This is a genomic window from Chromobacterium aquaticum (assembly GCF_021129195.1).
In the GTDB taxonomy this organism is placed as follows: domain Bacteria; phylum Pseudomonadota; class Gammaproteobacteria; order Burkholderiales; family Chromobacteriaceae; genus Chromobacterium; species Chromobacterium aquaticum.
Map to the genome: position 1 here is coordinate 1 of NZ_JAJOHW010000157.1, position 12,007 is coordinate 12,007.

General features: G+C 64.0%; 14 protein-coding genes and 1 pseudogene. All 15 read right to left on the bottom strand.

The genetic code is table 11. The features are described 5' to 3' along the window. Positions 1-142 precede the first annotated feature (142 nt). Positions 143-1,231, bottom strand: a complete 1,089-nt coding sequence (nagZ, locus tag LQT98_RS21030; RefSeq protein WP_231464952.1) for a beta-N-acetylhexosaminidase — start codon at positions 1,229-1,231, stop codon at positions 143-145. Between the two features lie 15 nt (positions 1,232-1,246). Beyond that, on the bottom strand, positions 1,247-1,636 hold the full coding sequence (gene acpS, locus LQT98_RS21035) for a holo-ACP synthase (protein ID WP_231464954.1): 390 nt from the start codon (positions 1,634-1,636) through the stop codon (positions 1,247-1,249). Further along, positions 1,633-2,196, bottom strand: a complete 564-nt coding sequence (locus LQT98_RS21040) for a metal-dependent hydrolase (RefSeq protein ID WP_231464956.1) — start codon at positions 2,194-2,196, stop codon at positions 1,633-1,635. The genes acpS and LQT98_RS21040 overlap by 4 nt, the downstream gene beginning before the upstream one ends. 5 nt (positions 2,197-2,201) lie before the next feature. Next, complete coding sequence (gene pdxJ, locus LQT98_RS21045) at positions 2,202-2,927, bottom strand: pyridoxine 5'-phosphate synthase (protein ID WP_231464958.1); 726 nt, start codon at positions 2,925-2,927, stop codon at positions 2,202-2,204. 23 nt (positions 2,928-2,950) lie between these two features. Next, a complete protein-coding gene (gene recO / locus LQT98_RS21050) occupies positions 2,951-3,679 on the bottom strand; it encodes a DNA repair protein RecO (RefSeq protein ID WP_231464960.1) in 729 nt (242 codons plus the stop codon). Continuing rightward, a complete protein-coding gene (locus LQT98_RS21055; RefSeq protein ID WP_231464962.1) occupies positions 3,676-3,990 on the bottom strand; it encodes an antibiotic biosynthesis monooxygenase family protein in 315 nt (104 codons plus the stop codon). Before LQT98_RS21055 ends, recO begins: the two co-directional genes overlap by 4 nt. A 7-nt stretch (positions 3,991-3,997) precedes the next feature. Beyond that, positions 3,998-4,888 (bottom strand): GTPase Era, encoded by an 891-nt coding sequence (era, locus tag LQT98_RS21060; RefSeq protein ID WP_048410780.1) that lies wholly within the window; start codon positions 4,886-4,888, stop codon positions 3,998-4,000. Next, on the bottom strand, positions 4,885-5,595 hold the full coding sequence (gene rnc / locus LQT98_RS21065; RefSeq protein ID WP_048410781.1) for a ribonuclease III: 711 nt from the start codon (positions 5,593-5,595) through the stop codon (positions 4,885-4,887). Before rnc ends, era begins: the two co-directional genes overlap by 4 nt. 5 nt (positions 5,596-5,600) lie before the next feature. Further along, positions 5,601-5,963 (bottom strand): DUF4845 domain-containing protein, encoded by a 363-nt coding sequence (locus LQT98_RS21070; protein ID WP_048410782.1) that lies wholly within the window; start codon positions 5,961-5,963, stop codon positions 5,601-5,603. Positions 5,964-5,992: 29 nt separating this feature from the next. Then, positions 5,993-6,961 (bottom strand): signal peptidase I, encoded by a 969-nt coding sequence (gene lepB, locus LQT98_RS21075; RefSeq protein WP_048410783.1) that lies wholly within the window; start codon positions 6,959-6,961, stop codon positions 5,993-5,995. Beyond that, the gene (gene lepA, locus LQT98_RS21080; protein WP_048410784.1) at positions 6,962-8,755 is read right to left on the bottom strand and encodes a translation elongation factor 4; all 1,794 of its coding nucleotides are present in this window, start codon (positions 8,753-8,755) and stop codon (positions 6,962-6,964) included. Positions 8,756-8,931: 176 nt separating this feature from the next. Continuing rightward, entirely contained in the window at positions 8,932-9,171 is a 240-nt protein-coding gene (locus tag LQT98_RS21085; RefSeq protein WP_231464964.1) for a glutaredoxin family protein, read from the bottom strand. Beyond that, positions 9,168-10,586: a DegQ family serine endoprotease gene (locus LQT98_RS21090; protein WP_231464966.1), complete on the bottom strand. Its 1,419-nt coding sequence runs from the start codon at positions 10,584-10,586 to the stop codon at positions 9,168-9,170. Before LQT98_RS21090 ends, LQT98_RS21085 begins: the two co-directional genes overlap by 4 nt. Positions 10,587-10,797: 211 nt before the next feature. Next, complete coding sequence (locus tag LQT98_RS21095; protein ID WP_231464968.1) at positions 10,798-11,757, bottom strand: MucB/RseB C-terminal domain-containing protein; 960 nt, start codon at positions 11,755-11,757, stop codon at positions 10,798-10,800. After that, positions 11,758-12,007: pseudogene (locus LQT98_RS21100) on the bottom strand (sigma-E factor negative regulatory protein); the annotation flags it as partial.

Consider the following 12,007-nt stretch of genomic DNA (forward strand, 5'->3'; position numbering starts at 1 on the left):
TCTCGCGAGCAAGGGCGAGACAAGGCGAAAACGAGCGAAAAAGCGGAATGTACACGTGGTACATGAGCATTTTGAGCTTGGTTTCAACGCCGTATCGCCGAAGCGCAGCAGACTTTGAACAGGTTCTAAGCAAGCGTCACGCTTAATTGGCCTCACCCACATCCGGCCCGCGCATCGCGTCCGCCGGCATGGTCAAACGCTCCACCTGGGCGCGCGCCGCGGCGAAGGCCGGACCGGCCAACTCCGCCGCCCAATCCGCCGCCCGGCCGGCCATGCGCTCCAGCCTCCGCGCCAGTTCCGGCTGCGCCGGCGGCCGCAGATGGGCCAGGATCAGATCGGTCTGCTGGGGATCATTGCAGACCAGCACCATATCGCAGCCGGCGGCCAAGGCCGCGTCGGCGCGCTGTACAAAGCTGCCGGCGCCGGCCGCGCCTTCCATGTCCAAGGCATCGGAGAAGATCACGCCGTCAAAACCCAGCCGGCCGCGCAGCACCTGCTGCAGCCACACCTGCGAGAAGCCGGCCGGCTGTGCGTCCACCGCCGGATACAGCACATGCGCCGGCATCACCGAACCCATGCCGGCCGCCGCCAGACGGCCGAAAGGGATCAAATCGTCTGCCTCCAGCTCGGCCAGGCTGCGACCGTCTTCCGGCATCAGATGATGACTGTCGCCCTCGACGAAGCCATGGCCGGGGAAGTGCTTGCCGCAAGTGGACATGCCGCCGCGCGCCAGGCCGCGCTGCAAAGCCTCGGCCAGTTCCGCCACAATGGCCGGGTCGCGGTGGAAGCTGCGGTTGCCTATCACCGCGCAGCGCCCCCAATCCAGGTCCAGCACCGGGGTGAAGGACAGATCGATGCCGCAGGCGGACAATTCGGCGGCCAGCACATAGCCGACGTTCTCCGCCTGTACCAAGGCCGCCGCGCGATTCTGCTCCCACATCCGGCCCAGCACCTGCATCGGCGGCAGGCGGGTGAAGCCATCCAGGAAGCGCTGCACCCGGCCGCCCTCGTGATCCACCGCGATCAGCAGATGCGGGCTGCGCAGCGCGCGAATTTCCGCGGTCAGCGCCTTCAGTTGTTCGATGTCCTGGAAATTGCGGCGGAACAAAATCACCCCGCCCACCAGCGGATGCGCCAAGCGCCGCTTCTCTTCATCCGTCAGCCGCAGGCCGGCCACGCCCGCCATCACCGGCCCGCGCGGCAAGGCCGCGCTCTGTTGAGTCTGCTGCATCGGTTTGCTTTCTCTCTAGCCGGGCGCGGAGCGCTCCAGCACTACAAAAGCCAGCGCATGGCCGCGCTCGTCGCTGATGGACAGATGACGCGCGCCCACGCCGCGCTGGCTTAAAAATTCGTCCAATTCCGGGCTTAGCGCCAATAGCGGCTTTCCCCATTCATCATGCTCGACCCAGATCGCGGTCAGCAATACCGGCGCGCGCACGCCGGTGCCCAGCGCCTTGGCCAAGGCCTCCTTGACCGCGAAGCGCTTGGCCAGGAAGCGCGCCGGATCAGCGCTGGCGGCGAAAGCCCGCTGCTCGGCCGGCGCCAGCATGCGCCGACCCAACTTGAGACCCCAGCGCTGGAACATCACCCGCATGCGCTCGATTTCCACCAGATCGGTGCCTATGCCGTAAATCATCGTCCGCCCTCCCCGTGCCTGCGCAGCCATGCCGCGCGCGCCAGCCACAGCAGCAGACAGGGCAGCCAGACGTACAGCAGCTCCGAGCTCAGCACCCGCAGACCCTTGGCGCCCAGCCAGCGATGCAGCCTCAGCGGCGAGCCCTCGATAGGCCGCCAGTCGAACAAGAAGCGGCCCTGGTGCCAAGGCATCGCCAGCGCCGGCCCATGGGTGGCGTCGGTCCACATATCCAGCAGCGCATGGGAAGCCACCACCAGGCTCAGCACGACAAAGGCGCGCAGCGGCCCCAAACCCAGCCGCGACCACCAGCGTTTGCCGAGCACGGCCAGCACGCCGCCGGCGATCAAGGCCAGCGTCAGCGAATGGGAAACGCCGCGATGCCCCCAGGGGCTGGCATAGGGAATGCCCAGCTTGAAGGTGATCACGTCCAGATCCGGCAGCATCGCCGCCGCGCCGCACAGCAGCAGCCAGCCGGCCATGCCGGGCGCGCGCAGCGGACGCGGCGCGCACAGGCCGGCCAGCGTCGCGCCGGCCAGGGCATGGGTGATGACGGTAGGCACAGCGCTCAGCCGCGCGCGGCCACCATCAGCGCCTTCATTTCCTTGACTGCCTCGGCGAAGCCGACGAACAGCGCCTGGGCGACGATGGCGTGGCCGATATTCAGTTCCGCGATCTGCGGAATCGCGGCGATCGGCTGCACATTGTGGTAGTTGAGGCCGTGACCGGCATTGACCACCATGCCCAGCTCGGCGGCGAAGGCTGCGGCGTCGCGGATGCGCGCCAGCTCGCCGTCGCGCGCCGCGGCGTCATGGGCGTCGGCATAAGCGCCGGTGTGCAGCTCCACCACGCGCGCGCCGGCGTCCCAGGCGCGCTGGATTTGCGTGCGCTCGGGGTCGATGAAGATGGACACGCGGATGCCGGCGTCCAGCAGGCTGCGGGTGTAGCGGCGGACATCATCGAAATGGCCGATGGCGTCCAGGCCGCCCTCGGTGGTGACTTCCTCGCGCTTTTCCGGCACCAGGCACACGTCTTCCGGCTTCACCGCCAGCGCATTGGCCAGCATCTCCTCGGTCATCGCCATTTCCAGGTTGACCCGGGTCTTGACCACCTGGCGCATCGCCACCACGTCGGCGTCCTGGATGTGACGGCGATCCTCGCGCAGATGCAGGGTGATCAGGTCGGCGCCGGCGGTTTCCGCCACCAGCGCGGCCTCAACCGGGCTGGGATAACGGGTGCCGCGCGCCTGACGCAAGGTGGCGACGTGATCGATGTTTACGCCCAACAGAATCATATTCTCTCCCGATTAGCTTCGCCTCAATCCGACAGGGAATTGACGGCTTGCAATAGTTCGCGCGAAGCCAGCGGCTCCTCGCCCAATAAAGCGCTCAACCATACTCGCATCAATGCCCGCGCTTCAAGCCGGGTGGCCGCCGCAGCGTAATCGTCGGCCTCTATCGCCAGCAGGCTGGCGCCGCTGAGCCGCAGCCCGCGCTCCAGGTTCTGGCCGGCGTCCCGCTCCGGCGCGGCATTGCCCCGGCACCAGTAGCTGGCGTCGGCGTCCACTTCCGCGCCGTCGCCGTCGCGCAGCAGGCTGGGCGCGTAGCCCAGCACCTGGGTCAGCCTCAATTCGTAGCGGCGCAGCACCGTCGCCAGGCCGCTCTGACGCGCCAGGCCGCGCACCGCCGCGTCGTAGACGGCGAAGGCGCGCGGCTCGGGATCGTCGCGCGCGGTCAGCTTCATCATCAGTTCGTTCAGATAGAAACCGCAGATCAGCGGCAGGCCGGACAGCTGCGGCACGCCGCCGTCCCAGTCCGCGCTGTGCAGGGTGCGCAGCTCGCCCTTGCCGAACCAGGCCAGGGTCAGCGGCTGAAACGGCAGCAACAGGCCGCGCAGATCCGCGCGCGGCCGGCGCGCGCCGCGCGCGACCACCGAGAAACGGCCATGATCGCGGCTGAGCACTTCCACCAGCAGGCTGGTTTCCCGGTAGGGCTGCGTATGCAGCACATAGGCCGGCTGACGATCCACCCTGCCCGGCTGGCTCATCCCGCGGCTCCGCGCGGACAGGCCGCGGCGGGACTGACGTTGAAGGCGAACACCCGGTACCAGGCCTCCGGCCCGTAGCGCTGGGCGATCAGACGCTCCGCGCATTGGCGCCAGGCGGCGATGGCCTCCACGCTGTCCCAATAGGACACGGTGTCCTGCCCCGGCTCGCCGCGCTCCAGGCCGAGAAAACCGGCCTGGCAGGACGCCAGCCTGGCGACGCGCTCCAGCAAGTCGCGGCTGCCGGGCAAGTCCTGTCCTTGCTGCAGAGAAAAAATCACCGTCCAGCAGGACGGCGCCAAGTGATAGTGCATCGGGGTGTCAGTCCAGGCCGAATTCCCGCAGGAAGCGCACGTCGTCGGCCCAGCCGGACTTGACCTTGACCCAGACTTGCAGGAAGACCTTGCCGTCGAACAGTTTTTCCATGTCCATACGCGCCTCGGTGGAGATCTTCTTCAGCTTCTCGCCGCCGCGGCCGATGACGATGGGCTTCTGGTTTTCCTTGTCCACCAGCACGCCGATATGGATGCGGCGCAGCTCGCCGTCCATTTCGAACATTTCCACTTCCACATTCATTTCGTACGGCAGTTCTTCGCCCAGGTAGCGGAACAGTTTTTCACGCACGATCTCGGCGGCCAGGAAGCGCTCGCTCTTGTCGGTGACCATGTCTTCCGGATACAGCGGCATCGATTCCGGCAGATGCGGCCGCACCTGCTCCAGCAGTTCGCTCAGGCGCTGGCCGTGCTTGGCGCTGACCACTTCCACGCCGGCGAAGGCGAATTCCGCCTGCACCTCGGCGATGAAGGCCTGCAGCGCGTCGCGGTCCTTGGCCTTGTCCAGCTTGTTCACCACCAGGATTACCGGGGTGCGCTTGGGCAGCAAGGCCATCACTTCGCGGTCGGCGCCGGTGAAGCGCATCGCTTCCAGCACGAACAGCACGCAATCGACGCTGCCCAGCGAGTCCTTGACGCTCTTGTTCAGGGTTTCGTTGAGCGCGCCCTTGTGGAAGGTCTGAAACCCCGGGGTGTCGACGAAGACGAACTGAGCGTTGTTCTCGGTGTGAATGCCGGTGACGCGGTGGCGCGTGGTTTGCGCCTTCTTGGACGTGATGCTGATCTTCTGGCCGATCAGGTGGTTCATCAGCGTGGATTTGCCGACATTGGGACGGCCGACGATGGCGACAAAGCCGCAGTGGTATTGGATATCAGTCATGTGCGTTTCTTGCTCGCAGCGAGTTTTTGTTCCAGCAGGACTAGCGCCGCTTCGGCGGCCTGCTGTTCGGCGGCGCGGCGGCTGCCGCCCTCGCCGGTGGAGCCTATCGCCAGCTCGCCCAGGTCGCACTCGACGCGGAACCATTGTTCATGGGCTTCGCCGCTTTGCGACAGGATACGGTATTTGGGCAAGGCCAGCTTGCGCGCCTGCAGCGCTTCCTGCAAACGGGTCTTGGCGTCCTTGGCCTGGCGGGTGGTGTCGATGGACGACACGCGTTCGGCGTAGAGCCGGCGCACCACCTGCTCGGCGCGCAGGAAATCGGAATCGAAGCTGACCGCGGCGAACGTGGCTTCCAGCGCGTCGGCGAGGATGGACGGCCGGTTGAAGCCGCCGCTTTTCAATTCGCCCTCGCCCAGGTAGAGATAATCGCCCAGCTTGAGTTCGTGGGCGATCTCGGCCAGGGTGTTCTGGTTGACCAGATTGGCGCGCAAGCGCGACAGCTCGCCCTCGGTCAGCTTGGGGAATTGATCGAACAGCATGCGGGCGACGGTGTAATTGAGGATGCTGTCGCCGACGAATTCGAAACGTTCATTGTTGCTGGCGCCGTAACTGCGGTGCGTCAAGGCCTGACGCAGCAGCTCCGGCTTCTGAAATGCGTAATCCAGCGCCTGACTCAGGCGCCGGAATCTATTATCGGTTGGTATCACGTGGTTTATTGCGGAGGCTGGCCCGCTTGGGTATCGAATTTGAACAGCAGACTGACGTTGGAGAACAGCGGCACTTCGCGCTGATACACCGCGCGCACGAAAACGAAGTTGCTGCCGGTGACCACGGTCAGGTTCTCCCCCTTGATCGAGGTGATCCCGGCCACACTGGCGCGCTGATTGAAGTCGCGGCGCACCGAAGCCTCGCCGACATTGGACTGGGTGGACAAGGAGGTGATCGCGTGGCGCACCTCGGCGTACTCGGTGTACACCGGCGTCACCTTCATGCCCACCATGATGGCGCCGCCCAGTACTATCATCAGCAGCAGTACGGAAAACAGCGACAAACCTTGTTGACGGCTGAAATGCATAATGCTCTCCGGTTGCAGTCCTGGTGTTGTCAATGGATGGACTTGCCGATGCGCGACAGATCGCCAAAGTTCATCCAGATCATGAAGGCCTTGCCCACCATCAGCTTGTCATCGACAAAGCCCCAGTAGCGGCCGTCCAGGCTATTGTCGCGGTTATCGCCCAGCATGAAGTAATGACCGGCCGGCACCTTGCAGACAAAGCCATTGTCATCATAGCGGCAGTTGTCGCGGTACGGGAAGTCTTGTACCTGACTCAAGGACACCACCGGGGTGCCGGCATTGTTCAGCACCGAGTAAGTGCGCTGCCCCATGGTTTCCTTGTAGCGCTGGGCATTGACCATCATCAGGCCCTGCTCCAGGTATTCGTAGCTGCCGTCGTCGGCGTCCGGCAGCGGCTTGCCGTTGACGCTCAGGCGCTTGTCGCGGTATTCGACCACATCACCCGGCAGACCGATGGCGCGCTTGATGTAATTGACCTTGGGGTTGGGCGGGAAGTTGAACACCACCACATCGCCGCGCTCCACCTTGTTCACCGGCGCGAACACGGTGTTCAGCACCGGCACGCGCAGGCCATAGGTGAATTTGTTCACCAGGATGAAATCGCCCACCACCAGGCCCGGACGCATCGAGCTGCTGGGGATCTGGAACGGCTCGGCGATGAAGGAGCGCAGCAGGAACACCACCAGGATCACCGGGAAGAAGCCGCGCGAGTAATCGACGAAATGCCCGGCCTGAGCACCGGCGGCGCGGCGCTTGGCCAACAGCAGCTTGTCGGCGCACCACACCGCGCCGGTGATCAGCACGAAGACCAGCATCACCGCGGTGAAGCTCATATAGTTGGACAGCAGACCAAAGCCGCCGATCAGCACCGCCAGGTAGCCCCACTGCACCGCCTGCGGCCAATCCTTGGCGCCTTCTTGCTTCTTGCCGCCAAAAGCGATCAGCATGCCGCCGATCGCCACCGCCACGACAAACACCCAGAACAGATTTCCGCCCACTTATTTGTCCCCTACTTGAAGAATTGCCAGGAAGGCTTCCTGCGGAATTTCCACATTGCCCACTTGCTTCATGCGCTTCTTGCCCGCCTTTTGCTTTTCCAGCAGCTTTTTCTTACGAGTGATGTCGCCGCCGTAGCACTTGGCCAACACGTTCTTGCGCAGCGCCTTGACCGTCTCGCGCGCGATGATGTGGCCGCCGATGGCCGCCTGCACCGCGATATCGAACATCTGGCGCGGAATCAGTTCACGCATCTTGGACACCAGTTCACGGCCGCGGTAGACGCTGGAGGCACGGTGCACGATCAGCGACAGCGCGTCGACCTTCTCGCCATTGACCAGCACGTCCAGCTTGACCAGATCAGCGCTCTGGAATTCCTTGAACTCGTAATCCAGCGAGGCGTAGCCGCGGCTGGTGGACTTCAGCTTGTCGAAGAAGTCCATCACCACTTCGTTCATCGGCAGATCGTAGGTCAGCATCACCTGGCGGCCCATGTACTGCATATTGCGCTGCACGCCGCGCTTCTGGTTGCACAGCGTCATCACCGCGCCGACATAGTCTTGAGGCACCAGGATGGTGGAGGTGATGATGGGTTCGCGCAACTCGTCGTACTTGCCGGCATCCGGCATCCGCGACGGGTTGGACACCACTTCCACCACGCCGTCTCTCATCACTACTTCGTAGTTCACCGTGGGCGCGGTGGTGATCAGGTCCATGTCGAACTCGCGCTCCAGGCGCTCCTGCACGATCTCCAGGTGCAGAAGGCCGAGGAAGCCGCAGCGGAAGCCGAAGCCCAGCGCCTGCGACACTTCCGGCTCGAACTTCAGCGAAGCGTCGTTCAGCTGCAGTTTTTCCAGCGCGTCGCGCAGCGCCTCGTAGTCGTGGCTTTCCACCGGGTACAGGCCGGCGAATACCTGGGATTGCACTTCCTTGAAGCCCGGCAGCGCCTCGGTGGCCGGCTTGGACACCAGGGTGATGGTGTCGCCGACCTTGGCCGATTTCAATTCCTTGATGCCAGCGATGACGAAACCCACCTCGCCCGCGTTCAGATTCGGACGCTGGACGGATTTGGGCGTGAACACGCCCACTTGTTCGCACAGATGCTCGGCGCCGGTGGCCATGAACTTGATCTTGTCCTTGGGCTTCAGCGAACCATCAATCACGCGCACCAACATCACCACGCCGACATAGTTGTCGAACCAGGAGTCGATGATCAGCGCCTTGAGCGGGCCGTCGGCCTCGCCCACCGGCGGCGGCACCTTGGTGACCACTTCTTCCAGGATGTCCTCGATGCCGATGCCGGACTTGGCCGAGGCGCGCACCGCGTCCGCCGCCTCGATACCGATAATATCTTCGATTTCCTGGCTGACGCGCTCCGGCTCGGCTGCCGGCAGGTCGATCTTGTTCAGCACCGGCACCACTTCCACGCCCAGCTCGATGGCGGTGTAGCAGTTGGCCACGGTCTGCGCTTCCACGCCTTGCGAGGCGTCCACCACCAGCAGCGCGCCTTCGCAGGCGGACAGCGAGCGCGACACTTCATAGGAAAAGTCCACGTGTCCGGGGGTGTCGATCAGGTTCAGGTTATAGACCTGACCGTCGCGCGCCTTATAGCTCAAGGCCGCGGTCTGCGCCTTGATGGTGATGCCGCGCTCTTTCTCGATGTCCATCGAGTCCAGCACCTGGGCGCTCATTTCGCGCATTTCCAGGCCGCCACAGAATTGAATGAAGCGGTCGGCCAGGGTCGATTTGCCATGGTCGATATGGGCAATGATCGAGAAATTTCGAATGTTTTTCATGATATCCAGCAAAAGATAAGGGCACGCTAGCGTGCCCGGAACTGCCGATGGAAGCCGCGGGCCTGATGAAAGCGGCTCATCATCAGGATTGCGACCTCTTAAAAGGCTGCTGACAGCCCATCCAGCAAGCGGGGGCACCCAGGTGCCCCCGATATAAACTCACACTGGCGCGGATTTTAGCCGATTTCGCCCAAATGTGCAGCCAATGCGGCTTGGTCCAGGTGCCAATGGCAGATTTCGGCCTCATCCGCCATCAGCACCGGCACCAGTTCGTTGAAGCGGCGCTCCAGTTCCGGGTCGGCGTCGACATCGACGACGTCCAGCTCGAAGCCGTAGCGCTCGCGCCAGGGCTGCAGCTCGGCCAGCATCTGATGGCACAAGCTGCAGTATTCGCGAAAATACAGCGTCAGTCTCACTTGCCGTCGCCCACCGGCAACGGAATGAACTGGGTGATCCCCTGGCGCAGCACTTGCAAGGCGATGGACGAGCCTTTCTTGGCCGCGGACAAGGCGGATTTCAGCTGCTCGACATTGGCCAGCGGCTCGCTGCCGATACCGACGATCACGTCGCCCGGCTGGATGCCCGCGCGCATCGCGACATTATTGGCGCCGCGCACCAGCAGGCCGTACTTGATGCCCGCGCGCTGCAGCTGAGCCGGGTTCAATACCTGCAGACGCAAACCGATCTGCGAGAAGCTCTGCTCGTTCGGGCGCTCCTGCTGCGAACCGCGGTATTCACGCTGCGCCAGCCGCGGGTCCTGATCCTGCTGTTCCACCGGCACTACCTTGGCCGAGGTCGCCGCGCGGTTGCGCCACAGGCCCAGCGTTACCGGCTTGCCAGGCGGAATGCTGCCGATCAAGCGCTGCAGATCGGAGCCGGACTCCACCGGCTTGCCGTCCACCTGCTGGATGATGTCGCCGGGCTTGACGCCAGCCTTGGCCGCCGGGCCGTTCGGCTCCACCGCGTTGATCAGCGCGCCGGCCGGCTTGGCCAGGCCGAAGGAGGCGGCCAGATCCTGGCTCAACTCCTGGATCACCACGCCGATCTTGCCACGGCTGACATGGCCCTTGGCCTTCAACTGAGCCACCACGTCCATCGCCACATCGATCGGAATGGCGAAGGAAATACCCATGAAACCGCCGGAACGGCTGAATATCTGGGAATTGATACCCACCACTTCGCCCCGGGTGTTGAACAGCGGGCCGCCGGAATTGCCGGGGTTGATCGCCGCGTCGGTCTGGATGAAGGGCACGAAGGTTTCATCCGGCAGCATGCGGTTCTTACCGGAGACGATGCCGGAAGTGGCGGTATTCTCGAAACCAAACGGCGAGCCGATGGCCAATACCCCTTCGCCCACTTTCAAGGCATTGGCGTCGCCGCGGCGCACCACCGGCAGCTTGTCGGCCTCTATCTTCAGCAGCGCCACATCGGTGCGGGCATCGGCGCCTATCACCTTGGCCTTGTACTCGCGCTTGTCGGTCAGCTTGACGGTGATTTCATCGGCGCGGGCCACCACATGAGCATTGGTCAGCACATAACCGTCGGCGGAAATGATGAAGCCAGAGCCCAGCGAGGACTCCTGCCGCTCTTGGGCGCGCGGCGGCGCGAAGCGGCGGAAGAATTCAAAGAATGGGTCGCCGCTCATGCCCTCGGGCAGATCGTTGCTGACCTCGCGCACCGTCGACTTGGTGCTGATATTGACCACCGCCTTGCCCTCGTTAGAGACAATCTGGCTGAAGTCCGGCAGTTCCGCGGCCATTGCGGCGGGCACCGCGCCCGCCATAATAGAGGCCGCCAACATGGCGGAAACGATCAGTTTTTTGACCGGCATGAGCGCTCCATCTTGATATGTTGTGTTTAAGACGTGCCGACGAATGCCGGCTGAGGGATTACGGCGCCGGCAAGGCCGGACGCCGAAAAACAGACGAGCCGACGCGCTTGCGCCGGCTCCGATCCCGCTGCGCCCATCGGCGCCAAACCCCGCCTCGCCGCCAAGGACAAGAAACGGGATTTGCGCGCCGAAACGCCAGCGGGACGTGCCATCATGGCTTGAGGCTGACCTTCAGGCCTTTCAGCAGCCCCATCATCGCCGGCTCGGGCATATCGCCCACCGCGGTCAATTGATAGCTGCCTTGAGGACCGGTAGCCATATTGATGGCGCCGTGCAGATTGCTGCTGCGTTCGAGCCGCGCGCCTTCCGGCTGGGTCTCGACGAACAGCGACAGCATCACCAGCCCGTCGGAATACACCATGTGGCGCACCGACTTGCCGGCCTGGCCCGGCAGGCTGCGCTGCACCGAGCGCAGCAAGTGGAAGCCGTTCGGCAATCCGGACACATCGTTATCGACCTGCGCGCTAACCTGCGGCTGCGAAGCCCCACCCGGACGCAGCAGGAATTTCTGCGAGAACTTGGGCCGATAGGCGCGCTTGTCCTTGGGACCGGTCAAATCGATATCGGTGAAGGTGAATTGCTCCACCGCCTCGCCCTTGGGCGACAGGGTCACCATTTTCAAGGGCAGCGAGGTCAGCGGCTCCACGCACATGCGCAGGGTGTAACGCTGCCTGTCCTTGGGCCGCAATTCCAGCAGGCTGCAGTCACGCTGTGCCACCCGGTCGCTGCCGACATGCTTGAGCGAATACGACTGGTTGATCTCGCTCATGTCTTCCGGCAGCAGCGCGGGAAACAGGCGCATCGCGCTGATCTTGGCCGCGTTCAGCGCCTTCTTGTCCGGCGCGAAACAGGCCAGCTCATTGCCCTTGCGAATGATTTCCCGGGACGGGCCGTCCAGCGACGTCCGCTTTTCCCGCGTAGCGTCGCCCTGCCCCTCCCTGACGATGTGGAAGGTTTCCAGCGTGCCGTTCATTTGGTGCAGATAGGTGCCGTTCAGCGCCTGCTGGCGTCCGGCAGCCGCCACATTGCGCAGCAGCTGCCAGTCATCCTCTGCATGGGCGGCAGGCGCCGCCGCCACAACCATCAAATTAATCAGAGGAATTACACGCATTTAACGGCGAGCTCCGTTTCCGTAGGACACTTTCATATTGCCTTGATCGGAGGTCACTTCCTGGTGCGCCAGCAGATAAGGATCATCACGCTCCGGCTGGCTGGCCTGAGCCGGCTGCGCAACCTGCACCGGCACGCCCTTGTCCGCCACCAGCGAAGCCGGCTCGCCTCGATGCGAGAGCTGCTGCCAGCCCACCACGGCGGCAAAGCTCACGCTGGCGGCCAGCGCCACCGCGCCGGCGGTGCGCGCA